Origin of the sequence: Pseudomonas capsici (genome assembly GCF_017165765.1) — a bacterium.
Lineage (GTDB): Bacteria > Pseudomonadota > Gammaproteobacteria > Pseudomonadales > Pseudomonadaceae > Aquipseudomonas > Aquipseudomonas capsici.
In genome coordinates, this window is record NZ_JAFGZD010000008.1 from 37,516 (window position 1) to 62,098 (window position 24,583).

General features: G+C 56.0%; 22 protein-coding genes. 8 read left to right on the plus strand and 14 right to left on the minus strand.

What is annotated here, in order from left to right; genetic code table 11:
* Positions 1-39 precede the first annotated feature (39 nt).
* Complete coding sequence (gene yedA, locus JSY17_RS13100; protein ID WP_117182041.1) at positions 40-954, minus strand: drug/metabolite exporter YedA; 915 nt, start codon at positions 952-954, stop codon at positions 40-42.
* 167 nt (positions 955-1,121) lie between these two features.
* Between yedA and JSY17_RS13105 the strand changes: the two genes are divergently transcribed.
* Positions 1,122-1,610, plus strand: coding sequence for an Lrp/AsnC family transcriptional regulator (locus JSY17_RS13105; RefSeq protein WP_206401892.1), 489 nt, complete (start codon positions 1,122-1,124; stop codon positions 1,608-1,610).
* On the opposite strand, the gene JSY17_RS13110 is transcribed toward JSY17_RS13105, so the two are convergent.
* The 3 genes from JSY17_RS13110 to JSY17_RS13120 all read right to left on the minus strand — a co-directional run bounded on the left by JSY17_RS13110 (position 1,588) and on the right by JSY17_RS13120 (position 3,533).
* Positions 1,588-2,199 carry a 3'-5' exonuclease gene (locus JSY17_RS13110; protein ID WP_162880481.1) on the minus strand — a complete coding sequence of 204 codons (612 nt, stop codon included), beginning with the start codon at positions 2,197-2,199 and terminating at the stop codon, positions 1,588-1,590. The two genes, JSY17_RS13105 and JSY17_RS13110, sit on opposite strands and share 23 nt — an antisense overlap.
* A 30-nt stretch (positions 2,200-2,229) precedes the next feature.
* Positions 2,230-2,706 carry an NYN domain-containing protein gene (locus tag JSY17_RS13115; protein WP_117163465.1) on the minus strand — a complete coding sequence of 159 codons (477 nt, stop codon included), beginning with the start codon at positions 2,704-2,706 and terminating at the stop codon, positions 2,230-2,232.
* Positions 2,707-2,846: 140 nt separating this feature from the next.
* Positions 2,847-3,533: a DUF2076 domain-containing protein gene (locus JSY17_RS13120; RefSeq protein ID WP_117184862.1), complete on the minus strand. Its 687-nt coding sequence runs from the start codon at positions 3,531-3,533 to the stop codon at positions 2,847-2,849.
* A 199-nt stretch (positions 3,534-3,732) separates the two neighbouring features.
* On the opposite strand from JSY17_RS13120, the gene JSY17_RS13125 reads away from it, so the two are divergent.
* Positions 3,733-4,383, plus strand: a complete 651-nt coding sequence (locus JSY17_RS13125; RefSeq protein ID WP_206401894.1) for a YciC family protein — start codon at positions 3,733-3,735, stop codon at positions 4,381-4,383.
* Between the two features lie 36 nt (positions 4,384-4,419).
* A complete protein-coding gene (locus tag JSY17_RS13130; RefSeq protein ID WP_206401896.1) occupies positions 4,420-5,592 on the plus strand; it encodes an endonuclease/exonuclease/phosphatase family protein in 1,173 nt (390 codons plus the stop codon).
* A 22-nt stretch (positions 5,593-5,614) separates the two neighbouring features.
* On the opposite strand, the gene JSY17_RS13135 is transcribed toward JSY17_RS13130, so the two are convergent.
* Positions 5,615-6,655, minus strand: a complete 1,041-nt coding sequence (locus tag JSY17_RS13135; RefSeq protein WP_117182035.1) for a zinc-dependent alcohol dehydrogenase family protein — start codon at positions 6,653-6,655, stop codon at positions 5,615-5,617.
* Positions 6,656-6,806: 151 nt separating this feature from the next.
* Here JSY17_RS13135 and JSY17_RS13140 point away from each other — a divergent pair, with 151 nt between their 5' ends.
* On the plus strand, positions 6,807-7,289 hold the full coding sequence (locus JSY17_RS13140; RefSeq protein ID WP_117163470.1) for an Lrp/AsnC family transcriptional regulator: 483 nt from the start codon (positions 6,807-6,809) through the stop codon (positions 7,287-7,289).
* Between the two features lie 425 nt (positions 7,290-7,714).
* Here the strand turns inward: JSY17_RS13140 and JSY17_RS13145 are convergent, their stop codons facing one another.
* From JSY17_RS13145 to hrpB, 5 genes are all read right to left on the minus strand, one after another.
* On the minus strand, positions 7,715-8,011 hold the full coding sequence (locus JSY17_RS13145) for an NTF2 fold immunity protein (RefSeq protein ID WP_206401898.1): 297 nt from the start codon (positions 8,009-8,011) through the stop codon (positions 7,715-7,717).
* Positions 8,008-10,800 (minus strand): DUF4329 domain-containing protein, encoded by a 2,793-nt coding sequence (locus JSY17_RS13150; protein WP_206401899.1) that lies wholly within the window; start codon positions 10,798-10,800, stop codon positions 8,008-8,010. Before JSY17_RS13150 ends, JSY17_RS13145 begins: the two co-directional genes overlap by 4 nt.
* The gene (locus JSY17_RS13155) at positions 10,797-12,275 is read right to left on the minus strand and encodes a DUF6531 domain-containing protein (RefSeq protein ID WP_221580768.1); all 1,479 of its coding nucleotides are present in this window, start codon (positions 12,273-12,275) and stop codon (positions 10,797-10,799) included. Before JSY17_RS13155 ends, JSY17_RS13150 begins: the two co-directional genes overlap by 4 nt.
* A 156-nt stretch (positions 12,276-12,431) precedes the next feature.
* Entirely contained in the window at positions 12,432-13,910 is a 1,479-nt protein-coding gene (locus JSY17_RS13160) for a DUF6531 domain-containing protein (protein WP_232849444.1), read from the minus strand.
* A gap of 375 nt (positions 13,911-14,285) precedes the next feature.
* Positions 14,286-16,820: an ATP-dependent helicase HrpB gene (hrpB, locus tag JSY17_RS13165; protein ID WP_206401901.1), complete on the minus strand. Its 2,535-nt coding sequence runs from the start codon at positions 16,818-16,820 to the stop codon at positions 14,286-14,288.
* A gap of 224 nt (positions 16,821-17,044) precedes the next feature.
* Between hrpB and JSY17_RS13170 the strand changes: the two genes are divergently transcribed.
* Both JSY17_RS13170 and JSY17_RS13175 read left to right on the plus strand, forming a co-directional pair.
* A complete protein-coding gene (locus tag JSY17_RS13170; protein WP_117163477.1) occupies positions 17,045-17,464 on the plus strand; it encodes a polyribonucleotide nucleotidyltransferase in 420 nt (139 codons plus the stop codon).
* A gap of 22 nt (positions 17,465-17,486) precedes the next feature.
* Positions 17,487-18,383 (plus strand): cation diffusion facilitator family transporter, encoded by an 897-nt coding sequence (locus JSY17_RS13175; RefSeq protein ID WP_206401903.1) that lies wholly within the window; start codon positions 17,487-17,489, stop codon positions 18,381-18,383.
* Here JSY17_RS13175 and JSY17_RS25690 read toward each other — a convergent pair.
* Entirely contained in the window at positions 18,376-19,494 is a 1,119-nt protein-coding gene (locus JSY17_RS25690; protein WP_117163479.1) for a DUF6515 family protein, read from the minus strand. The genes JSY17_RS13175 and JSY17_RS25690 overlap by 8 nt on opposite strands.
* A 392-nt stretch (positions 19,495-19,886) precedes the next feature.
* Between JSY17_RS25690 and JSY17_RS13185 the strand changes: the two genes are divergently transcribed.
* Both JSY17_RS13185 and JSY17_RS13190 read left to right on the plus strand, forming a co-directional pair.
* Positions 19,887-20,366, plus strand: coding sequence for an Lrp/AsnC family transcriptional regulator (locus JSY17_RS13185; RefSeq protein WP_025261939.1), 480 nt, complete (start codon positions 19,887-19,889; stop codon positions 20,364-20,366).
* A 24-nt stretch (positions 20,367-20,390) separates the two neighbouring features.
* Complete coding sequence (locus tag JSY17_RS13190; RefSeq protein ID WP_117182025.1) at positions 20,391-20,597, plus strand: DUF2788 domain-containing protein; 207 nt, start codon at positions 20,391-20,393, stop codon at positions 20,595-20,597.
* A 112-nt stretch (positions 20,598-20,709) separates the two neighbouring features.
* Here JSY17_RS13190 and JSY17_RS13195 read toward each other — a convergent pair whose 3' ends face one another.
* From JSY17_RS13195 to JSY17_RS13205, 3 genes are all read right to left on the minus strand, one after another.
* Positions 20,710-21,336: an rRNA large subunit pseudouridine synthase E gene (locus tag JSY17_RS13195; RefSeq protein WP_232849445.1), complete on the minus strand. Its 627-nt coding sequence runs from the start codon at positions 21,334-21,336 to the stop codon at positions 20,710-20,712.
* Between the two features lie 66 nt (positions 21,337-21,402).
* Positions 21,403-22,866, minus strand: coding sequence for an AMP nucleosidase (gene amn, locus JSY17_RS13200; protein WP_117182023.1), 1,464 nt, complete (start codon positions 22,864-22,866; stop codon positions 21,403-21,405).
* A gap of 52 nt (positions 22,867-22,918) precedes the next feature.
* Entirely contained in the window at positions 22,919-24,568 is a 1,650-nt protein-coding gene (locus JSY17_RS13205; RefSeq protein ID WP_206401904.1) for an acyl-CoA dehydrogenase family protein, read from the minus strand.
* Positions 24,569-24,583 lie beyond the last annotated feature (15 nt).

Consider the following 24,583-nt stretch of genomic DNA (forward strand, 5'->3'; position numbering starts at 1 on the left):
CTGCAAGGCGCGCAGTTTACCCTGTCCGGCCCTCGCAGGTTAGCTCGCGGGTGCCGATCCGGCCTCTTGCTGCTTCGGCTTGCGCCACTGCGGCAGGCCAATCAGCACTACTGCACCGATGATGACCAGCATCGCCAGGCACTCTTCGGAACCGATCGTCTCGCCCGCAAACACCACGCCCAACATCACCGCAACCGCCGGGTTGACGTAGGCATAACTGGTCGCTGCTGCCGGACGCACATTCTTGAGCAGGTAGATATAAGCACTGAAGGCGATGATCGAACCGAACACCACCAGATAAACCAGCGCGCCCCAGCCAGCAGCGCTCGGCATATGCTCCATACGCTCGCCACTCAGGGCACTGCCCAGCAGCAAGATGACACCTGCGACGATCATCTGCGTGCCACTGGCCATTGGCCCTTCCGGCAAAGATAAATGCTTGCTCCAGACCGAACCGAAAGCCCATGCCGCTGCCGCGAAGACAATAAGTGCCGCGCCGTAAGGGCTGGCTTGCAGGTTGGAGCCAAGATTGAGCAAGGCGATACCGGTGAGGCCGAGAAATATCCCGGCCCACTCAAGACTCGTGGTGCGATTGCCCCATAGCAGCCCGAACAGCAAGGTAAACAGTGGCACCGTTGCCACCGCCAGCGCGGCGATACCTGAAGCCACACCCGCATGCTCGGCCAGTGTCACACCGCCGTTGCCGCACGCCAGCAGCAGAAAGCCGATGGCTGCGGACGCCTTCCATTGCGCCCAGGTCGGCGCAGGCACTGCGCGATAGCGCAGATAGCCGTACATCAGGCTGCCTGCCACCATGAAACGTACACCCGCCAGCATCAACGGAGGCCAGGACTGCACACCGATTCGGATCACCAGATACGTAGAACCCCAGATCAGGTAAAGCGCCATGAAGGCGCCAATCAGCAACAAGGGAAAGCGGCGGGAAGCAGGCATGTCAGGCTCGATGAAGATTTGTTATGGTCGCTTATTGTATGAAAGCAAATTCAGCCCCATAAGCAGAAAAACCTGTTTAAAGCGGCATAAAACTTTTTATTCGATGCTTGTTTACGGCTTTTTCCTTTCATTTGAAAAACCCGACAAGACAAGCCTGGAGGTACGCCATGACCCTGGATAAATATGACCGGATTCTGCTCGCGGCACTGATGGAAAATGGCCGTGCTTCCTTTGCGCAACTGGCAAGGCAAGTCAATCTCTCTGCGCCCGCTGTCGCCGAACGAGTGGCCAAGCTGGAGGCCAGCGGCGTCATTACCGGTTACGAGGCCAAGGTCGACCTGGCCAAGGTGGGCCTGCCGATTCAGTGCATCATCGAATTGCGCATGGCCAGCCACGGCAACCAGCAGGCTTATGACGCATTATGGAAGCTTCCCGAACTGATCCAGTGTCACCGGGTAACCGGCGATCCGTGTGTCATCATTCGCGCAGCCGTCGATTCGATGCCTCATCTTGAAGACCTGATCAACCGCATAGCGCAGTTCGGCTTCAGCAAAACCTCGATCATTCTCTCCACAGCCGTGGAGCGGCGTTTACCCTTCAAACACCTGGAGAACAGCAGCAAGCCAGAGAAGGCTAAAAACCACGCTGACGCTTGAGCGCCTCACTGATTTTTGCTGCGGGGACTTTCTGCAGCGAACACAGCAACTGATGGGAAACCCCGGCGATGCCGTGGGTCTGGCGCAGTTCGTTGGTCAGGTAAGCCGTCAGGTTGGCGGCCATTTCGGCATCGGCCATGGCCCGGTGAGCCTTGCCGGTGTTGGGCAAGCGTGCATAACGGGTGAGGGTGCCGAGCTTGTGGTTGGGTGCCCCCGGCATCAGGCGGCGCGCCAGCAGCATCGAACAGGCGAAACTCTGCTCGCGGGAACGCTGGATGCGCGAGAGTTCGTAATCCCAGAACTTCTGGTCGAATGAGGCGTTGTGCGCCACCAGCGGCGTTGCACCGACAAAATCACAGACATCGTTCATCACCCGCTCGGCAGAGGGCGCGGTGCGGATCATGCTGTTGCTGATACCGGTGAGGCCTTCGATAAAGGCCGGAATCCGCACCCCGGCGTTCATCAGGCTCTGATAACGGTCGACGATACGCCCCTGCTCCATGATCACCACGGCAATCTCGGTGGCCCGACAGTTATGGCCCGGAGAGATACCGGTGGTTTCAAAGTCAATGACAGCGATACGTTCCAACACTGGGTGCAATTCCTTGAAAAATGATCATCACTTGAGCAGCAATGCGCCTTCGATGGGAATGTAGCGGCTGGCAGCACGAATCAGCGAGTTGGCCGTCAATCCCGGAACGCCGTAGGCCACAGCCTCGACGCCGTGCTTGTCGATGATGCGCTCGAGCAACAGATCGAAATCACCGTCACCGGACGCCAGCACCACCTCATCCACCTGCGGCGCGATGTCCATGATATCGATGGTGATCCCCACATCCCAGTCGCCTTTGGCCGAACCATCGCTGCGCTGGATATACGGCTTGAGCTTGACGGTGAATCCCAGATTGCGAAGGATCTGCTGGAATTGCTGCTGCTTGCTGTCACCGCGGTCTATGGCATAGGCAAACGCCTGGACTATCTGCCCACGCGAGCTGATGTCCGCCCACAACGCGGCGTAATTGAAGTGACAACCATGCGCCTGGCGCACGGTGTAATAGAGGTTCTGTACATCAGCAAACACCGCGATCTTTTTCACCGCAATTCCTCATGACGCGGACAAATTCGTCAGCCGGTGCAGCAGTATGCCATGAGATGAAAAAGACCGCGGCTCAAGCAGCCACGGACAAACCGCCTCCACAGATTGTGGAGTCAGGCTGCCCGCGACACGATACCGACTCAGACGAAAGAGTCATCGTCCGAAAACATATCGCCGCCATCCCCGTAATTGTCATCGGCCATATATTGCGAGTCCTGCTGCCCCCAGCCACCGCTGTCATTGTTCTGCAGCGGCTGATCGTGAATGACCTCGACAATTTCCTCGGGCTGGCTGTGGTGGCCGAACAGGCTGCTGATACCTTGTGCCAGCATCACACCGCCCGCCACACCGGCTGCGGTTTGCAGAGCACCGCCCAGAAACCCCGTGCCTCGGGGGGCCGCAGGTGGTGGTGCATAGCCGCCTTGCTGCGCGGGTGGTGGGTTGAAACCGGCACCATCACGCCAGCCACCGCCGCCGGAGGCCGGTGCAGGCTGAGGCTGCGCAGCACGTGAGGTGCTGCCACCGAAAATGCTCGACAGAAAACCACCACTGGCCGGGGCGGATGAAGCCTGACCCCTGGCCTGCTGGAGTTCGGCCTGAAGCTGCTGGATCTGCTCGTCACGCTGCCTGAGCTGCTGATTCAACTGGTTGACTGCCGCTTCCTGAACCAGAATCGCCTGCGCCATGTAGTAAGGGGCACCGGGCTGGCGGGCAAGATGCTCCTTGATCCGCGCTTCGGCCCCGGCGTCACGGGGAGCCGAGGCTGTTTCGGCACTTTTCAGTTTGGAGAAAAGTTCGTCGATCAGGGTTTGCTCTTCGCTGTTCATGGCGACCTCGCTGGATTGCCGTTGGAAATCTTCGTCCAGTCGAATGAGTGGACTTCACTCTGGTAATGGGGCTGGACAAGCGCGCTTCAACCGGATGAACAAAAAGTTAAGAAAGCCCCATCCCGGTCATTGCCACCCTTGGTTCGACAAAAGGCATGGGCTAAAGTGTCGCCTGCTTTTTTGCCTGCGACTTATCCACATGAACCCGCTGAACGTTATCCAGGACTCGCTGTACTTCTTCCGGCGTAACCTGGCAAGCATCCTGATGCTGTGTCTGCCGCTGGTGGTACTCGAAGCCCTGGCCAAGCAGGCCCTGGGCAATGAGGCCCCTTTCGCTTACGAGCTGTTGATCGGCCTGCTGTTCTATCCGCTCTATACCGGCGCACTGATCCTGTTTCTCGATGCCCGCACTCGGGGTGAGGCTCCTGCCATACAAAACCTGCTGGCGGCGGCCCTGCGCCTTTGGCCGACCTTCGCTGTGTTGTCGGCCATCAGCACCCTGCTGATTCTGTTCGGGCTGTCGCTGTTCGTTATTCCCGGCCTGTGGGTGATGGTCAAGCTGGCCTTCTGCGAGTACCTGCTGGTGATGCGCAAACTGACGCCCTTCATGGCGATGCGCGAAAGCATGCTGATGACCACCGGCCATTTCATGCGCATTCTGGCCTGTGTGCTGGGTGTCTACATTCCCCTGTCACTGCTCGAAGGCCTGGGGCTTTACCTGTTCCCCGAACCCCAGAGCCCTGCGGTATCTCTGGCACTCGACAGCATCGGCAGTTTCCTGCAATTGTTCATCACCATCGTGATATTCCGTCTGTTCATGCTGATCAGCGAACCTGCGAACAAGGCCTGAGCCACGAAACGGCTGCCAGGGACTGGCAGCTCGGCTATGCTCGTTCGCGAAACCGCCACCGAGCGCCATGCGCTCCAAGCCGAGCCGATGCCCCGTTTACTCTTGCGTCTGACACTCATTGCCCTGACCCTGACCGGCCTTGTGCTGGCAATGATCCATAGCCTGACCTGGCGTCCGGAAGACCGGGAGCCGGTCACGGCCATCTGCACCTCCCAGGCACCACCGCTGATGCCGGGCCAGGCACTCAAAGTCATGACCTGGAACATCCAGTATCTGGCGGGCAAGCGTTACGTCTTCTGGTACGACATGGCCGATGGCAGCGGCAAGGACGAGCGTCCGACCCACGAAGATATCGCCTACGACCTCGATGAAGTGGCACGTGTCATCCGCGACGAACAGCCGGATATCGTATTGCTGCAGGAAGTCAGCGACGGTGCCAAGAATGCCGATTATCAGAACCAGCTGGCCCTGCTTCAGGAGCGAGTCACGGATCTGTATCCCTGCAGCACCGAGGCGTTCTACTGGAAGGCGCACTTCATCCCGGACCTGCACATCCGCGGCAGCGTCGGCATGAAACTGGCGACCCTGAGCCGCTATCGCATCGATCACGCCGAGCGGCTGCAACTGCCGCTGCCTGAAACCAATATCATCAGCCGACAGTTCAAACCGCGCCCCGCTCTGCTGGTGAGCTACCTGCCCCTGCGCGATGGCGAACAGCTTGCAGTCATCAACACCCACCTGAGCAAGTCAGCCCGTGACGACGACACGCTGCAACGCCAGATCCAGGTCACCGGCAAATTGCTGGACACCCTTGAAAGCAGCGGCACGCCCTGGCTGATCGGCGGTGATTTCAACCTGCTGCCGCTGGGCCAGTACCGGCGCCTGCCCGCCGAACAGCAGGCCCCCTATAACCCCGACAGCGAATTGCATGTGCTCTGGGACAAATACCCGATGATCCCCAGTAACAGCGAAGCCAGCGGTATCGACCGTAGCCAGTGGCTGACCTTTTTCCCCAACGACACGCGAGTCGACGGGCCGGACAGAACCGTCGACTACCTGTTCCACAGCCCGAAACTGAAGCGTATCGGGGCCAGGGTCCGCCGGGACGACACGCTGCTGATTTCGGATCATTTGCCGGTTATCGGGCGGTTCCTGTTGCCGGTAACGGAAGAAAAACCCAAAGCCTCAAATGCTTTGCCCGAGCGCTAGCCGAAGCGCTCAAGAGTCATGATCAGAACTCCGTTACAACGGTGACACCTGCCGTCTCGAACCGATCCATGTTCACCAGTGCATCGATGGACTGCTCCAGGCTGATGGTTTTGCCGACGAGCTTCTCCGGGGCCAGTTTGCCGGAGCCGATCATTTCCAGCATCGCGTCATAACGATGCGCCTGCATGCCGTGGCTACCGTAGATTTCCAGTTCATAGGCAATGACCTTGCTCATCGGAATGGCCGGTCTGGCGTGATCGGCAAGCATCAGCCCGACCTGAACGTGCCTGCCACGACGACGCAGGTTGTTGATGGAATTGAAGCAGGTGGTCGGATGGCCGAGAGCATCGAGCGAGACATGAGCCCCACCCCTGGTAATTTCCAGAACGGCCTCGGTAACGTCCGCAACACGACTGGCATTGACCGTAGCGACAGCACCGAGCGAGCGGGCCAGTTCGAGTTTTTCCTCCGAAATATCGATGGCAATGACATTGGCACCGAGAGCTTGAGCAATCATGATGGCCGACAGCCCCACACCTCCACAGCCATGAACGGCGACCCAATGGCCCGCCGTGACTCGGCCCTGATCAACGACCGCCCTGAACGATGTGACGAAGCGGCAACCCAGGCTGGCCGCAGTCGCGAAATCCATGCTTTCGGGAAGCGCGACCAGATTCAGGTCTGCCTTGTGGATACCGACATATTCGGCAAATGAACCCCAATGAGTGAAACCCGGCTGAAACTGAGTGTGGCAGACCTGTTGGTTACCGCTGTTGCACTCAGGGCAAGTCCCGCAGCCACCTACGAACGGCACGGTTACGCGGTCACCGATCTTCCACTTGGTGACGTCCTTGCCCACCTCGGCCACGATGCCGGCCAGTTCATGCCCTGGAACATGCGGCAGTTGAATGTCCGGATCATGTCCCTTCCAGCCGTGCCAGTCGCTGCGGCAGACACCCGTACCCTGTACCTGAATCACAACACCGTGACGCTCTGGAGTCGGGTCTTCGATGTTCATGAGACGCGGCGGACTGGAGAAGGCTTCGTAGACAACAGCTTTCATGAAAAACACCTCTGTTGGGACAGACACGACAACGAAAATTTGTGCATTCATTATGAATGAACACCCTGAAATTACCTTTCAGCTTGCAATTGACCGGACGCGAGTTCTGAAATTAACCTTCATTTAAAACCCATATATGAAGGATTCCATCATGATCGAGGCAATGGACAAGGTAGATATTGCAATCTCAGATCGATTGCAGCGGGACGGGAGACTGTCGAATGTCAAACTTGCAGAACAGCTTTCACTCAGCGAAGCCTCGTGCTGGCGAAAACAGAAGCGTCTTGAAGAATGCGGTGTGATCGAGGGCTATCAAGCCATTCTGAACCGCAAGAAACTGGGGCTCGGCGTCATGGCCTTCGTGCAGATTTCCTGCACCGACCACAGTGAAGAAGCCACCGCCAGGTTTGAAAAAATCATCGAATCGGCACCGCAGGTACTCAGCTGTCACAACACCACCGGTGAAGCAGACTTTCTGTTGCAGGTGGTTGCCAAAGATCTGGATAGCTATAGCCGGTTCGTTGAAAAAGTCCTGAGGAAGCTACCGGGCGTATCGAGCATTCGCTCGAATCTTTCATTGCGCGAGTTGAAGACGACCAATCGGTTGCCGGTGACGGAGTTGTTGAGTATTTAGGCTATACCATCAGACTAAACGACTCTATTGATGTGAACGGAACAACGGTCATGAAATACGACGAAAATTCATTGAAGACGCCGTACTTGCCCAGTTGGCAACCTTCAGTTCCGAGCACGAAAATGCTTGAAAAGTGTTCGACTTAATGGTCATGAACAGATTCGTGGACATCGCTTTATCAGTAATCCAGCCAATAGGAAAATCCATATGATTGACGGCTGAAGGGCTTGAGTAGACAACTGTTTCGTGCTGATATTAGGGTGGGAGTTGGATCCGCTTCGGATAATTGGTTTCATATTGCCAACGCAATACAAATATAAAATATATATTGCTCACACGACCCTAAATATAAGGCTGCATGCTAAAACTTCGAAAAAAACGCCCAAACAAATAGCCTGAGCGCAATTTCATACCATAGAAAAAACTCACTTACCGTGAGCAAAATTTATCACAGCACCGTCGAATTTATTTATTTTTATTTCAAAGACGCCACCCTTGTTATAATGCAACGTCCCTTTCACAATCCATAGATCCCCATCCAACCTAGCAGTATAGGGCTTTTGCTTCTCAGATCTTTCTTTACCATAGAGAATCTCTGCAATAACACCCCCAATTTTTTCAGCATCTTCTGGCGTCTTTATCAAAGCTATCTTTTCTTCAGCTAGAGACCACAAAGGCGATAGAAAAAAAATCACAAATAAAAATAGCAGACACTTTCTCATCTCTGAATTCTCCCTCCAATTATGCTAACTTCACCACCTAATGAAACACCATTGGGCTCATATACCTTAACGGCACCGGATGGAGTTCCAAGATAGCCTGGGACGCCTTCTCTATCATTTCCAGATTTATCCTCATCAGAAAACTCCTCATTAATATATCCAGAATCGTCACTGCCATGAGTATGGTAGTCGCCAGCATTAATGGTGCCTAGGTAGCAACCGCCGACATTGGTAGCATCCTGAGTTCCTGGAATCGGAGACGTATATGTATATTCGCCAGAGCTACACAGACAAACTCTCCCACCATACTCTCGCCCCTCAGATATGGATTTTGGATTTATGTCCCATATAGCTTGTGTGCCTGCATCATGTCTCGTGGGATACTTATCACCCGGTGCAAGTCCATAAAAATCCGTCCAACGGACAGGATTACCTTGTACGTACACATAAGTATTCAACCCACCCTCAAGCCCTATCGGATCACTTTGCACATACCGCCCTGTCTCCGGATTGTAATCGCGATAGTAGTTATAGTTCAGTTGCGCCTGAGCATCGTAAATCTGCCCCGGAAACCGAAGCGCTACAGTCGTCGCCTTGCCATCACCGTCCACATCCTCTTCAGGCGATCCCACGCCATAAGCATCGCTATTCCAGCGCCACAGCAAGGTTTGCGTACTGTCAGTGGCCAGCCGCGGTGTATTCAGATGATCAGTGTGCAGATAGATTAGTTTGCTGCTGCTCACCTCTCCCAGCGTCGAGAAATTGGCCGTCAATTGGGCAAGAGGCATGTCATCCAGCCAGAACCAGTATTGGCCGCTGGTTTTCAGACCGTTAGCATCGAAAAACGTCTGGCCAATAAGTTTGCCGCTCAGGTCGTACAAATAGGCTGTCGTGCCTATAAGCGCCTGGCTCCCCATCTCATAAGTACGCTTGGTGATGCGCTGACCCAGAGCGTTGTACTTGTACTCAGCGACTTGGTAAATGCTGGCTTGATGGACTTGGCTAAGACGCCCTAGAGCATCATAGGTATAGCGTCGACCATTGAGTTGAGTGTGATTGCCGGTCAGGTCGGTAGCCAGTGTAGAACCATTGAGGCTGACCAATCGATTGCTATCATCGGCGTACGTAAGGGTTTGGGTTTCTCTGGCCTCGTCGCTGCTCAGGTTGCTGGTCGTACGCTGAGTTCGGTTGCCCGTGGCGTCGAAGCTGTAGATTTTCCTGACGCTATTGGTCTGTTCGTGAGTCAAACGCCCCAAAGCATCATATTCGTATTGCACCGCCCCCCAAAGGCTATGAGTGGCCTCGGCAATATTACTGTCTGCATCATATCGATAGCGTGTTTGCCAATTCCCGACTTGCTGTTGCGTCAGTTGGTAGTCCTGATCATAAGTTCTCGACAGCAGGATGCCATTACCCCAAGTCAGGGATTTCACCGGGCCAAACGGCTTATAGCTGATATTGCTGGCCAATGTAACCGTTCTGCTGCCCACGGTCAGTTTGATACCTGTGACCTGGGCTGCGCCATTGCGGGTGTAAGTTAAACCTATATTTGATGGGTAACCGATCTCAATGAGATTACTGGCTGCATCATAACCATAACTTAAATTTTCGTAGTAATCCCCAGCGTTAACCCCTACCGAACGGTGCTGGTTGACGAGATTACCTTTGGCATCGTATGTGTACGTCAATACACCTGCACTGTCCTGAATACCGGTACGGCGGCCAATACCGTAATTTCCATTAGCGGTCTGGTCATAGAGAAATTTGATATCAAGCGCAGGAGTAGCAGAATAGCTTTTGCTGACTAAGCGATTCAGCGCATCATACTTATAGTCGGTTACCACCCCACGAGCATCGGTACTGCGAATGAGGTTGTTGGCTTCATCATAAGCGAAAGTACTGGTGCCGGAATCTGTACTTATGCTGCTGGTCTGATTGCCTTGACTGTCATAGGTATATCGTGTCGTTACGCCACGCGGATCGACAACTTGTGTAACCTTATCATCAGTGTTGTAACTCAAGGCAGTAACGCCCTGCAGGGGATCAACAATTTTGCTGAGACGATTCAGGGCATCGAACGCTTGCTGCGTTTTATGATCGCGCGCAGTGGTAGAGCCAGCCTGATTGTCATTCAGGTCGTAATCATAACGTCGGGTTTGGTTATCAGCACCCACCGCCTTGATCAAGCGTCCCAACTCGTCAAAGACTCGTTGATGAAGGTGGACAATAGCGCCACTACTATCAGCTATAGTTTCCGAAGTACGATTTCCCATCGGATCAAGCGTATAGCTAATACTTTCACCGAGCTGATTCTTCACCCCAACAAGACGTCGCGCGTCGTCATAATTGTACTTGATCCAATTACCATCAGGCATGGTAACTTGCAGAATATCACCGACTTCATTATAGGCGTACTGTGTGGTCGATGAGTCAACCGTTCGACTGGCAAGCCATCCTTGCGGCGTATAGGCGAGTGTTGTTGCCACTCCATTAGGGTCAGTTACAACCTGTGGATTGCCATGATTGTCGAAATTACCAAGGGTATAAACATGGCCAAGTGCATTGGTAACAGTAGTAAGGTTACCTTGAGCATCGTATGCATACGAGGTAATGTCACTGACATCATTGCGGGGACCATCAACACTGGCGACCTGCCCAGAAGATGTATAAGTGTGGCTGACAGTACTTGCACTGGCATAAGATAAAAACAATGCGCATGCAAGGCACGCTATCAGTTGACGCAAAGAGGAAGCAAACATGCTGGGGTCCTTCAGATAATAATTACTCATCGGGGAGTGACCTGCCGAGTGAGTTCCCGCCCTTGGTTGTCGTAGCTGTATACCGTGACGCGATTCGGCTCAACGATCTTGGTCGGCAAGAATCGCTCAGGATCCCACTCGGTCATAACGGTACGGGACTCGGTCGTTCCGGTTGCTTCGGTACGGCTGGTTTGCAGCCCTCGGGAGTTGTAGGAATAAGTCGTTACAAGCCCTTTTGCATCGGTCTTGGTCAGAACTTGAGCGCGCTCATTGTAGGTGTAACTGGAGTTGCTGGCCGGGCAGTTCGGCGATGGCTCACCTTCAATTGAAGCAACTCGTTTGATGCCCCCGATCTGCTGGTAACGATAGATCGTTGTTTTACCCAACTCATTGGTCACCGTACGAGAACCATCCGTGTTGTAAGCTACCTGAGTCAAACCTGCGCCACCGCTGTGCTGGCTACTTACTGCTCGACCTTGATCATCATAGGACCAGGTAGCAAAACGAACGCCACGCTCATCTGTAATGCCTGTTAACAGGCCTGTATTGCGCGAATCCTCATAGTGAAACTGTCTCTGCTCTGTCTGAGAACCACGCGTACGGTTTAGCTGAACAAGGTGCTTGTTATTGTCATAGCTGTAATTGATCTGTAAACCGGGAGCAACAAGGCTCAAGGGTTGATGTTGAGTGTCCTCGGTAAATGTCAGTGACTGCCCGCTATCGCTGGTCACCGTCACCTGATCATTGGCATAAGTTAGTTGCTGCCTGAGTCCAGCTGCATCAACCCACTCTATCAAACGCCCGCTTGCATCAAAGGTGAAACGTGCATTGTTGTCTGCGGTATAGAGCCAATTACTCCCCGTCTTGACTAGCAAACCGGTTTCCGTCGGGTATGCAGTGGCAATGTCACCCTCAACACTAAAGAACGACTCGCGACCATCAGCATGAACCAGCGATAACTTGCCAATGGCAAAGCGGATAAATGTGGAATAGTTATGCCGCCAAATGCCATCGAGGCTATTGTAGGCACGAGTGAATACAGGCGCTCCGACACCATGCGCCTTATAATCCAATTCCACCTGAAATTTATTACCAACAGCTAAACTAATGGGGTTACCAACACAGCTTTCGGGTGGGGGAGCTCCTTTTTGCTCATCATTACCACACCTTGCCGTGGCGACATTGTACATCTTCCCCTCACTGCACTGTCGCACATAAAATTCAATGAAATGAAAATCATGCCCAACATTAAGATAACCAGCATACCAATTGTAAGGAGGAGCCCACACAGAGCGAGAGCAACGATCATACCCGGGATTAATATATCCCAGCTTAGAAATCACAGCATTGCACGCTTTCTCAGCATCTGTATCATTATCAAAATTATCATAATGATGAATCCAACGCCAAGGCCCCATCTCTGAAATAACGTCTTGAATCTCTGCAATAGAACAACCACTAAAAAAACAACAAAGACAAACAAAAAAACGTCGACCCCACAGCATTTACCACCCCCCTAATAAAACTTATTAAATCATGGCTGGAAAAATCAGCTTCTACCAACCTGCCGACTGAATTCACGTCCTCCAACACCTAAGCCCAAAGTCACAGTTGACGCGAAGAAAAAGCAAACATGCCAGGGCTCCTCAGATAATAATTACTCATCGGGAAGTGACCTGCCGAGTGAGTTCCCGCCCTTGGTTGTCGTAGCTATATGCAGTGATACGACTTGGCTCAATAACTTTAATCGGTAACGATCGATCAGGGTCCCACTCTGTTGACGTGGTTCGAGCCACAGCTGTTCCTGCTGCTTCAGTGCGGCTGATCTCAAGGCCACGAGTATTATAGGAATAGGTTGTGATAAGTCCTTTGGCGTCAGTTTTGGTCAATATCTGGCCTTGGGAATTATAGGTGTAGGTCGAGTTGCTGGCTGGGCAATTTGGAGTTGGCTCGCCTTCGATTGCAATGATTCTCTTAACGCCATCAATCTCTTTATAACGATACACCGTAACTTTGCCTAACTCATTGGTTACCGAACTGGAACCATCTGAATTGTAAGCAATCTGAGTAAGTCCTGCTCCACCGCTGTGCTGACTACTAATGGCTCTGCCTCTATCATCATAAGACCATGTAGCAAAGCGAACACCACGCTCATCGGTTATCCCCGTCAGTAACCCGGCGTTGCGGGCATCCTCATAGTGATAACCCCGAGTTGAAGTGAGCCCACCAACATTTTTTGAAAGACCGATCAAGCGCTGAGCCTGATATGCGTACTGTATTTTAGTGTCGCCGGACTCAAGCGTTTTTAGCTGACCAAGAATATCGTCAGCAAACTTTACTGATTGGCCAAACTCATTGGTGACCGTGACATTATATTTATCACGCGAGACGTTGTGCACCAAGCCTTGCGGACTGACGATCTTGGTCAATTGTCCACTTACGGAAAAGCTCATGACCGAGCCATCCAAAGATTTGAAAGTCCATCCTGCCTCAGTAGCAACCAGCGCCCCCAGATCAGTAGCAGAGGAATACTTACCATCAGCCAATTTAAACAAAGATTCTCGGCCATCCGAACGGACTAAAACCACAAAATCCGCACTAATATTTATAACACTTGAATAGCTATGCCTCCAGACCCCATCCATACTATTGTAATAACGCCCAACAACTATAGGGCTAACACCCCCACCCCTAAAGTCTTCCTCATATTGGAACTTATTACCTGTCGCGGCATTAATGGGGTTACCGACTTGCATAGAGGGGCTTTTGCAGGACAATTCATCGTCCCCTGCACCTTTTTGCCCATTAAAGCTGCACTGCGCGGTTGTATAGTTTAAAGTAGCACCTCCCCCACAAGAAATAGTTCTTTTAACAATTGTCCCAATGTGATGCCCCCACCCTCCAGTAACTAATATATAACATTCATACCCCCATGGAGTGTCCCTATTCAAATGCGGGGAATATGATTGTCCCCACCAAGGTGCATATTCATAAACAAGATACTCACACCCCTGCCACGGCTTTGAAAAGACAGAAACACTTCCATTTGGCCCCGAATCCCAGTAAGTAAACTCTTCCGCCTTCAAGCCCGAGCAGCCAATAGCCAAAAACAAAAACAAAGCCATCCTAAAACGCTTCATATCCCTGTTCCATCAAGTGAACACACTATAAAATCTCTCAAACCTTCAAAAATCACTTTAACTCACGAAGACATCCCCATCCTAAAGCCCATACGTTCCGTTACACATCGAGCAAGAAAACTTCCAATAGCTTACTAGAAACCACAACACCACTGACCTTACAAAATTTTGCAAAAATAGTATTTATGATCCGCACACAGCAGTCAATAAAGTTAGAGACAACACAAACTCCGAGTGTAAGATAATCATTCCTTTAAAATAATGCAGCCACTTTTCAGCTGAAAAAATGCACCGTACATTTAAAGAAATGTATCGCCTTCAATCACGTCTCGCGGATAAATCCGCTCCTACTCAGCCCGGTAGTTAATCTCTCCTCTAACTCTTCCTCGGCTTAACCCGCGCAGTCGCCTCCGCAACCATCGGATCATCCGGCCAGTAATGCTTCGGATACCTTCCCTTCAAATCCTTCTTAACCTCGGCATAGGTACTGCGCCAGAAGTTGGCCAGATCCTGTGTCACCTGCACCGGACGGCGCGCCGGGGACAGCAGGTGCAGTTTGACGATCTGTCGGCCAGTGGCGATGCGTGGGGTGTCGGACAGGCCGAACAGCTCCTGCAGGCGAACGGCTAGGATCGGGGGATATTCGCTGTAGTCCAGACGCACCAATGAGCCGGACGGTACGCTCAGATGATGCGGTGCCTGTTCGTCCAGGCGCTGCGGCAGCGGCCAGGGCAGCAGGTTGTGCAGGATCGAAGACAGATCCAGGTTCCCGAAATGGCTCAGCCGGGTGACCTTACCCAGATACGGCAGCAGCCAGGACTCCAGACTGTCGAGCAAGGCGGCATCGCGAACGTCCGGCCATTCGCTGCTGTCCTGCGCCTCCAGGTCAAGCTGACGCAGCAGGGTCACGCGGGCCTGCCACTGGCGAAGCTCGGGCGTCCAGGGCAGCAGTTCCAGTCCTTTGCGTCGGACCAGTCCCAGCAAGGCATGGCCTCGGGCGGACTCATCGAGACCGGTCAGCGGTTCGCGACTGAGGATCAGTTCACCAACCTTGCGCTGACGCTCGGCACGCAGCACGCCTTCGCGTTCGTCCCAGTCCAGTTGATCGACCTGCGTCACTTGCTCGGACAATACCGAGTCGAACAGCTCAGGATCGAACTCGGCTGCCAGATAGATCCGCTCTTCGCGCTGGCCCTGACGACTGCCCAGATCGGCAATCACCAACCAGGGCTGTTTCATCAGCGCATCGACTTCAGCGAACAGGGCAGCACGACCGTTGGCCAGTCGGTATTCGGCACCGCCCGCCCGGCGTTGCTGCGCGACACGATCCGGGTAGGCCAGCGCCAGCAGACAACCCAGCCAGCGCGAATGGTCGGGATCGCTGACCGGTGTTGTGGCGGAGCCTTTCAGGTAACCGCGATATTGGCGTGCCAGTTGTCTGGCCCGTTGCACAGCGCCTTGAGTACCGCGGGCGGCACGTTCGCTGCCGGCCAGCAATGTCAGGCGACTGTGCAAGTCGGCTCCCCCGCCCCGCAGAATATCCCGCTCGCCCAGCAAGGCCGCGACATCACAGGCCAGATTCCCCAGCCCCAGTTCATGACCGCGCAATAACAGGTGAGCGATGCGCGGATGCGCAGGGACTTGCGCAATCGCCTGACCGTGGGTGGTCAGTTTGCGTTCCTGGCCTTGTGGGCTGCTCAAGGCCCCCAGCCGCACCAGCAGGTCCTGTGCCTGTGCATAAGCCGCTGCCGGAGGAACATCGAGCCACACCAGTTGGCCCGGCAACACGCCCCAGCGCGCCAGTTGCAGTGCCAGCCCGGCCAGGTCCGCCTGGAGGATTTCCGCCGAGCCATAGGCTGCGAGCTGGTCATGCTGGGCTTCGGACCAGAGTCGATAACAGACGCCTGACTCAAGACGCCCTGCCCGTCCGGCCCGCTGGGTCGCGCTGGCGCGGGAGATGCGCTGGGTATCCAGACGTGTCATGCCGCTGCCCGGATCGAAACGCGGCACCCGCGCCAGACCGGCATCAATCACCACACGCACGCCATCGATGGTCAGGCTGGTTTCCGCGATGTTGGTCGCCAGCACCACCTTGCGCACGCCCTTGGGTGTTGGCTCGATGGCGGCACGCTGGGCACTCAGGTCAAGCTCGCCATGCAACGGACAAAGCAGGATATCGGCCCGCTCGCCCAAGGCCTCGGCCAGTTGCTGATTGACGCGACGGATCTCGGCCTGCCCCGGCAGAAACACCAGCAGACTGCCGGACTCATTGCCCAGCGCATCGAGAACGGTCTGCACCACTCGTGGCTCGATGAACTCGCCGGGCTGAAAAGGTCGTCCCCACTGCATGCTCACCGGAAACATGCGCCCTTCGCTGCGTACTACAGGTGCATCATCCAGCAGCGCGGACAGGCGTTCGCCTTCCAGCGTGGCCGACATCAACAGAATCTTCAGCGGCTGCTCGTCGCGAAACAGATCGCGACCGTTGAGGCTCAGGGCCAGCGCCAGATCGGCATCAAGACTACGCTCGTGAAACTCATCGAAAATCAGCAGCCCAACCCCTTCCAGCGCCGGATCATCCTGCAGACGACGGGTCAGAATCCCTTCGGTGACCACTTCGATACGGGTATTGGGACCGACCTTGCTGTCCAGGCGAATGCGGTAACCAACCGTTTCCCCGACCTTCTCCCCCAGTTCACTGGCCAACCGCTCGGCTGCGGCTCTGGCGGCCAGGCGGCGTGGTTCGAGCATGAGGATGGTCTGCCCGGCCAGCCATGGCTCATCGAGCATCGCCAAGGGCACGCGCGTCGTCTTGCCCGCGCCGGGAGGGGCTTCGAGGATGGCTTCGTGGCGGGAGGTCAGTACCTGGCGCAAGGCCGGCAGGACAACATCGATGGGCAAGGAAATCATGGGGGCTCCAGAACAGGCGGCCGATTATAAGCCTTCCGGGCATTTGCAGAAGCTTGATGGGTATTGCCTCGTCGCAGGCAAGCCCCGCCCACAATGGAGTCCACCCTTCAGAAGCCAAGGCCAGCGTGAATAAATGTTTACCCGAAGAACCACCGGAACACGCAATAGTCTTAGCGACGTAGCCTTTGCCTTGTATAGTTGCCACATCACTTCAGGAGTTCTCCATGCGCATTCCATCCCGTTTTATCGGCGGCGTTCTGGTCGCCACGCTTTTGACTCAGATTTCTGCGTGCGGCAGCATTTTCTATCCTGATCGTCGCGGACAGATCGAAGGCAAGATCGACCCGGCCATCCTCGCCCTGGATGCCGTCGGCCTGTTGTTCTATGTGATTCCGGGCGTGATTGCCCTGGCTGTGGACTTCGCCACTGGCGCGATCTACTACACGCCGACCGGCCATGCGCAGATCGATCCGCAGAAGCTGCAACCGGCGATCAATGCTGACGGCAGTGTCGACAACAGCAAGCTGCAGGCCATTCTGGAAAGCGAACTGGGCCAGTCCCTGCCGCTCAACGACCCGCGCCTGATCCAGTACAAGGGCAGTGTCGAACAACTGGCTACACTGGGCCTGAAACCTGCGGCTTGAGGCCATTCGACAAGGACGCGTCATGAACACCAGCACCGAACACGCCCGCCTGCTGCGCCTTGCAACGCGGGCATCGCTGCTGGTGGCCAGCACACTCATCATTGCCAAGGGCGTGGCCTGGTGGTTCAGCGGTTCGGTCAGTCTGCTGGCCGGGCTGACCGACTCGCTGCTTGATGGAGCGGCCTCCTTCCTCAATCTGCTGGCGGTGCATTACGCGCTGCGTCCAGCAGACGAAGACCATCGCTACGGCCACGGCAAGGCCGAGGCCCTGTCGGGCATGGCTCAGGCGCTGTTCATTGCCGTCAGTGCCGGGCTGATCGCATTGCAGGCCATACAGCGTATCCAGCACCCCGAACCGCTGGGTGCGGCCGGTCTTGGCATCGCGGTGATGGTGTTGTCGCTGATCCTGACCCTGGCGCTGCTCTGGCTGCAACACAAGGTCATCAAGGAAACCGGATCGGCGGCCATTCGCGCCGATTCGCTGCACTATCGCTCCGACCTGCTGCTCAATTTCAGCATTCTGCTGGCGCTGACACTCACTCTGTTCGGCTGGCAGCAACTGGATGCGTATTTCGGACTGGGAATTGCCGTCTACATTCTGTGGAGTGCGTTTCAGATTGCCCGCGAGACGGTATCGGTGCTGATGGATGAAGAATTGCCGACCGATGTCAGCCAGCACATGCTGGAACTGGCGTGCGGCGTGCCGGGTGTCCTGGGCGCACATGATCTGCGCACGCGGATTTCCGGCAATCGCTGGTTCGTGCAGTTGCATCTGGAATTGCCGGGCAGCCTGACCCTGAGCGTCGCCCATGCGTTGTGCGATCAGGTTGAAAACGCCATACACCAGCAGTATCCGAAAGCGGAAGTGCTGGTGCATGCCGATCCACAGGAAGTGGTAAAGCGCTCGACATCTAGTTGACGCTGTAGCCTCGCCCCGCAAGGCAGGCGCCCATCGAACGACGGTAAAGATCCACCACCTCGGCCTGCGGCTGGGAAGTGATGTTTGCCGGATCGAAGCCGCTCTGTTCCACGGCCCAGCGGTAGCATTGGTAACGATCCAGCTCGACCTGCTCAGGGCTTTGGCCATTGAGCGGGTAGGAAACAGGGTCATAGCCGTTCTGCGCGGGTGCCTGGCTGTAAACCGGCTGATTCTGCGGCGGGTTGACCACTACATAATCCTGAGTATCGGACTGATAGGCGTAGTAAGTGCCCGCAGCCAGGAACAGCAGTGAGCTGCCAATCCAGATTTCCTGCGAATAGGACGGCAGACTGCGCACGCGCAGGCCATAAGGCGGCGTCACCACCACATAGCGCGGGCCTTGCGGGCGATACCAGTAGCCTTGCGAATAGAAATAATCCTGCCCGCGATAAGGGATACGCGAGTAGCCGCCCGGAACCCGGTCTATCGTATAACCGGGACGATACTGCGGGCCTGGACCCCAGCCATTGCCACGCCCGTCGGGACGTCCTTCCCAGTGATCATTGGGACGGCCGCCACCGGCCTGCCAGTTGCGCGTGCCACGCGGGATATCCTGGTAATAACCCTGACGGGGCTGCTGGGTTTGCCAGGATTCGCGAGGTGCGGTCTGGATCGGCAGATTGTTCTGGTGCTGCTGAAGCTGCTGGCGCTCGATCTGCCGTTGCTGGTTTTGCTGGTCCTGGATCTGGCGCTGCTGATTCTGTTGTTGCTGGTAGATCTGCTGTTGCTGCTGGCGCTCGACGTTACGCTGCTGTTGCAACTGATCCTGGATCTGGCGTTGCTGATTCTGTTGCTGCTGGTAGATCTGCTGCTGTTGCTGGCGCTCGACCTGACGCTGCTGATTCTGTTGTTGCTGAATCTGCTGTTGCTGCTGGCGTTCGATCTGAAACTGCTGGTTCTGCTGCTGTTGCTGGATTCGGCGTTGCTGTCCATTGTCGCCGGAACTGCCGCGATACTGGTCCTTGAAGGAGTCATCATCGGCCACGACATGGGCGCTGATGCTCAGACACAGCAGACTCAACCCCGTCAGCTTCCAGATGCCAGATTTCATGCTTTCCTCACTAGGACGCGGGTAGACGTAAATAAGACTGTAATAGTGGCGCGCCGTTCTGCGTACTTTATCAGGACGCAAAGAAAAGGGGGCCTGATTGGCCCCCTTGGGATACTTCGTCCTGGCGCGACACTTGTGAAGTCGGCTCACCTCATACGTCTTGTGGACTGTATGTAGCCCGGGGGCCTGGCCGACCCTGTCGGGTGGGAGGCCGCGACTGCCTGATTGGGCGAGTCGCGCTGGACGCTGTGTCCGGGCAGTGATTCTGTTGAAAAGAATAGGCCTGCCGGACCGACAAAAGATTGCGAAGATTGCTCACAAAAACATTACTTGCGCAATTTTTTACTTCATACCAATAATTCAGCGCAATCCAACTCACAAAGGGGAACATCGTGAGCAAGCTCGATAGATATGACCTGAGCATTTTGGCCGAACTGCAACGCGACGCACGCATTTCCAACCAGGAACTGGCAGAGCGTATCGGGCTGTCGCCATCGCCCTGCTCGCGCCGCGTCAAACAACTCGAAGACGACGGTTATATCGTGCGTCAGGTCGCTTTGCTGGATCGCAAGAAGCTCAGCCTGAACCTGACGGCCTATGTACTGATCGGCATGGATCGCCATACGCCGGAACGATTCGAGCATTTCGAGCAGCAGATCCGCAACCTGCCTCAGGTGCAGGAATGCAGCCTGGTAACCGGAATGGACGCCGATTATCAATTGAAAGTGGTGGTTCCTGATATGGATCACTACCAGAAACTGCTGCTGGGCCATCTTACCCGCATCGAAGGCGTCACCAGCGTCAAGTCGAGCTTCGTGCTCAATCAGGTGCTGGCCAGCACTGAATTACCCCTGACTCACCTGCGCAGCTAAGCGGCACCCGGACTGGAGCAAACGATGGATCCCGTGCTTTTCGAAGAATGGATGATGACGATCCTGGTCACCATCCTGATCTGTTTCATGGGCTTTATCGTCTGGGATCTGGCGAAGAAATCCAGGGCCGGCAAATTCGGCACCTTCATATTGTTCTTCGTGCTGGGCCTGGGAATCATGGCATTCGTGATCAAAAGCCTGGTGATTGCCTATATCGAGAATGGCTCCTGAGAACCCGATCAATCAAGGCGCACACAAACCTGCAGGAGGCAGCTATATTCTGCGGCTGAACGAGAAGTCGCCAGCAAGCTGCCTCCCACAAAGTGATTTACGGCCTTATCCGTCAGAGCTTTATTTCCCGATATTGCCCCTGATCCAGCCCCTCCAGCGTCCAGTCGCCAATCCTGACCCGCACCAGCCGCAGGGTTGGCAGGCCTACCGCAGCCGTCATGCGCCGTACCTGACGATTGCGGCCTTCCTTGATGATCAATTCCAGCCAACTGGTCGGCACGCTCTTGCGAAAGCGCACCGGCGGGTTGCGCGGCCAGAGTTGCGGCTCGTCCAGTTGGCGAGCCTCGGCGGGCAAGGTCGGGCCATCGTTGAGCTCGACACCGTTGCGCAGTTGTTGCAGTTGCTCGTCGGTCGGCTCGCCTTCAACCTGCACCCAATACGTCTTGGGCAATTTGTGTCTGGGGTCGGCAATCCGCGCCTGAAGCTGGCCGTCGTTGGTCAGCAACAGCAAGCCTTCACTGTCGCGGTCCAGACGCCCTGCCGGATAGACGCCGGGGATATCGATAAAATCCTTGAGCGTTGCCCGGCCATCACCATCGCTGAACTGCGTCAGCACATCGAAAGGCTTGTTGAACAGGATAAGTTTCGGCTCGGCAGGCGGCGCTTTGGCGACGCGGCGGGTCGTGCCGGCGTGCTTGGCTGCAGGGCGGCGAGGCACAGGACGTTGGGTGCGGGGCATGAGAACTTCAGTGGCTGACAAACAGAAAGGGCCACTTTAGTGGCCCTTTGCATAAATACCAATCACTTAACGGAACGGCGGCTCATCGAAGCTGCGCAGTTTGCGTGAGTGCAGCGAGTTCAACTCGGTGCGCAACAGATCCAGCGCGGCGATGCCGATCTTCAAATGCTGGCTGACGGCACGCTCGTAGAAAGCGTTGGCCGACCCCGGCAATTTGATTTCACTGTGCAAAGGCTTGTCCGATACGCAGAGCAAAGTGCCGTAAGGCACGCGCAGACGGTAGCCTTGGGCTGCGATCGTGCCACTTTCCATATCCACCGCCACGGCGCGGGACAGGTTGATAAGCGGACGCTCCTGTGCCCAGCGCAGTTCCCAGTTGCGGTCATCGTAGGTCAGGACCGTGCCCGTGCGCAGGCGCTTCTTGAGATCGTCGCCACGCTCGCCGGTAATCTGCGCCGCCGATTCCTGCAACGCCAGTTGCACTTCGGCCAGGGCCGGGATCGGGATATGCGGAGGCAGCACGCGATCCAGAATGCCATCGCGACGCATGTAGGCGTGAGCCAGTACATAGTCGCCAATGGTCTGGGACTGACGCAGGCCGCCGCAGTGGCCGATCATCAGCCAGCAATGCGGACGCAGCACCGCCAGGTGATCGGTAATGTTCTTGGCATTGGACGGGCCGACGCCGATATTGACCAGCGTGACGCCATGACCATCTTCCGCGATCAGGTGGTAGGCCGGCATCTGGTAGCGGTGCCAGACCACGCTGGCAACGATGGCCTGGGCCTCTTCGCTCCCCATGCTCTTGTCGACCACCACATTGCCGGGCAGCACCATGCGTACGAAACGCGGGTCTTCGCGCAGTTTTTCCAGGCCATGCAGGATGAACTGGTCAACGTAGCGGTGATAGTTGGTCAGCAGAATCCACGGCTGCACATGACGCCAGTCACTGCCGGTGTAGTGCACCAAACGCCGCAGAGAGAAATCCACCCGCGCCGCGTCGAACAGCGCCAGCGGCAACGGGTCGGTATTGGCCCAGTCGTACAGACCATCAGCGATGCCGTCGGTCGCGGCGGACAGGTCGGTGCTGGGGAAAACACGGGCCAGCGCAGCGGCGGTCACGCCGGAGCCAGCCAGTTCATCGCCCTGCTCGACCACATACGGATAAGGAATGTTCTGCTCGCTCATGCCCACTTCGATGGTGACCGTGAAATCGTTCATCAACGGGCGCAGTTGTTCGAGCAGGTATTTACGGAATGCCTTGGGGTGGGTGACGGTGACGCTGTAAGTGCCGGGCAGTTGCACCTTGGCGTAGGCGCGGGTGGTCAGCGGCACATCGCCCTGATAGGCGTAGGTCAGGCGCAATTCCGGGTAGCGGAACAGCGCTCGTTGTTCTGCGTCGGGCTCGACGCGGTCTTTCAGGTAGCGCTTGAGGGCCTGGCTCAAGGCGCTGGTTGCACGTTCATGCAGTTCTGCGAGCCGCTCCACAGCTTGCTCGGCGGTTTCTACAACAACAAAGGCTTGCGTCACGGTTTAGGTCCTGTCTGATCTTGCAGGCCCTCATCCTAACGGGTTCGCGTGCTTATGCCACCTGTGGTGAAGAGCGGGCCAGCAAAGTTTCTGCATCGACACCTACCGGCAAAGCGCCATAAACACGCCCGGACGACATCAATCGACCGGCAATGAAAGCGTCACTGACAGCGGTATTACCCGCTTCGAGCAGCAGTCGGGCCTGCAGGCCCAGCGCGATGTCTTCAGTCAGTTGCCGGGCGCGGTACTGAATATCGCGGGTGTCTGTGAATGCGGCTTGCAGTTTTTCGATATGCGCCTTCAGATGCCGGTCGCCATGCCCGTCACCCAATTCAGCGAACAAGACATCCAGCACACCCGACTCCTTCGACAGCGCCCGCAACACGTCCAGGCACTGCACATTGCCGGAGCCTTCCCAGATCGAGTTGACCGGCGCTTCGCGATACAGCCGCGGCAGAATACTGTCTTCCACATAACCGGCACCGCCCATGCATTCGGCGGCTTCGTTGATCATGGCCGGTGCACGCTTGCAGATCCAGTACTTGCCCACTGCCGTGACCAGCCGCACAAAACGCCTCTCATGATCGTCATCCAGATGATCCAGCGCGCGCCCCATGCGCAGGGTCAACGCCAGCGCGGCCTCGCTCTCCAGAGCCAGGTCGGCCAGCACGTTCTGCATCAAGGGCTGCTCATTGAGCAGTCGCCCGCCGACCTTGCGATGGGCACAGTGATGTGTGGCCTGGGTCACCGCTTGGCGCATCAGCGCGCTGGAGCCGATCATGCAGTCGAAGCGGGTCATGGCGACCATTTCAATGATGGTCGGCACACCCCGGCCCTCCTCACCGACCATCCAGGCCAGGGCACCGCGCAGTTCGATCTCGCTGGAGGCGTTGGACCAGTTGCCCAGCTTGTCTTTCAAACGCTGAATATAGAACTCGTTGCGGGTGTCATCCGGACGATGGCGTGGCAGCAGGAAACAGCTCAGGCCCTTGTCGGTCTGCGCCAGGGTCAGGAATGCATCGCACATGGGAGCGGAGCAGAACCACTTGTGGCCGACCAGCTCATACGCCTGCCCCGGCCCGCCCGCACCCACCGGATAAGCCCGCGTGGTGTTGGCGCGCACATCGGTGCCGCCCTGTTTCTCGGTCATGGCCATGCCGATGGTTGCACCGGTTTTATGAGCGATGCCGATATTGCGCGAGTCGTATCGGGTAGACAGGATTTTCGGCAACCATATCTGCGCCAGCTCGGGCTGCAACCTGAGGGCCGGTACGCTGGCAAAGGTCATGGTCAGCGGGCAGCCGCTGCCGGGGTCGGCCTGGGTGTGCAGATAACTCATCGCAGCCCGCGCCACATGGGCACCGGGTTGCGGATCGGTCCATGGCAGGGAAGGAATACCATGCTCGACGGCGGTGTTCATCAACTGATGATAAGCCGGATGAAACTCGACCAGATCAATGCGATGGCCGTATCGGTCATGGCTGGCGAAGGTCGGCTTGTTCTGGTTGGCGAGAAAACCGGCCTCCATGAGAGTGCCGCCCGCCAGTGCGCCATAAGCATCGATCCGGGACTCGGCCCAGCCCGCGTCAAAACGTTTTACCCAGGCCTGCAGTGGCAGGTCGATGCGGTAGAGGTTGACGCCATCCAGCGAAGGCGGCTGATTGGTCACCTGATGGGTTTCGGCGAACTGATGCAGGTTCATGAGTGGCCTCCTGTC

Coding starts and splice junctions, on each gene's coding strand:
- yedA (WP_117182041.1), bottom strand. CDS start 954: ATGCCTGCTTCCCGCCGCTTTCCCTTGTTGCTGATTGGCGCCTTCATG.
- JSY17_RS13105 (WP_206401892.1), top strand. CDS start 1,122: ATGACCCTGGATAAATATGACCGGATTCTGCTCGCGGCACTGATGGAA.
- JSY17_RS13120 (WP_117184862.1), bottom strand. CDS start 3,533: ATGAACAGCGAAGAGCAAACCCTGATCGACGAACTTTTCTCCAAACTG.
- JSY17_RS13125 (WP_206401894.1), top strand. CDS start 3,733: ATGAACCCGCTGAACGTTATCCAGGACTCGCTGTACTTCTTCCGGCGT.
- JSY17_RS13130 (WP_206401896.1), top strand. CDS start 4,420: ATGCTCGTTCGCGAAACCGCCACCGAGCGCCATGCGCTCCAAGCCGAG.
- JSY17_RS13135 (WP_117182035.1), bottom strand. CDS start 6,655: ATGAAAGCTGTTGTCTACGAAGCCTTCTCCAGTCCGCCGCGTCTCATG.
- JSY17_RS13140 (WP_117163470.1), top strand. CDS start 6,807: ATGATCGAGGCAATGGACAAGGTAGATATTGCAATCTCAGATCGATTG.
- JSY17_RS13145 (WP_206401898.1), bottom strand. CDS start 8,011: ATGAGAAAGTGTCTGCTATTTTTATTTGTGATTTTTTTTCTATCGCCT.
- JSY17_RS13150 (WP_206401899.1), bottom strand. CDS start 10,800: ATGAGTAATTATTATCTGAAGGACCCCAGCATGTTTGCTTCCTCTTTG.
- JSY17_RS13155 (WP_221580768.1), bottom strand. CDS start 12,275: ATGCTGTGGGGTCGACGTTTTTTTGTTTGTCTTTGTTGTTTTTTTAGT.
- JSY17_RS13160 (WP_232849444.1), bottom strand. CDS start 13,910: ATGAAGCGTTTTAGGATGGCTTTGTTTTTGTTTTTGGCTATTGGCTGC.
- hrpB (WP_206401901.1), bottom strand. CDS start 16,820: ATGATTTCCTTGCCCATCGATGTTGTCCTGCCGGCCTTGCGCCAGGTA.
- JSY17_RS13170 (WP_117163477.1), top strand. CDS start 17,045: ATGCGCATTCCATCCCGTTTTATCGGCGGCGTTCTGGTCGCCACGCTT.
- JSY17_RS13175 (WP_206401903.1), top strand. CDS start 17,487: ATGAACACCAGCACCGAACACGCCCGCCTGCTGCGCCTTGCAACGCGG.
- JSY17_RS25690 (WP_117163479.1), bottom strand. CDS start 19,494: ATGAAATCTGGCATCTGGAAGCTGACGGGGTTGAGTCTGCTGTGTCTG.
- JSY17_RS13190 (WP_117182025.1), top strand. CDS start 20,391: ATGGATCCCGTGCTTTTCGAAGAATGGATGATGACGATCCTGGTCACC.
- JSY17_RS13195 (WP_232849445.1), bottom strand. CDS start 21,336: ATGCCCCGCACCCAACGTCCTGTGCCTCGCCGCCCTGCAGCCAAGCAC.
- JSY17_RS13205 (WP_206401904.1), bottom strand. CDS start 24,568: ATGAACCTGCATCAGTTCGCCGAAACCCATCAGGTGACCAATCAGCCG.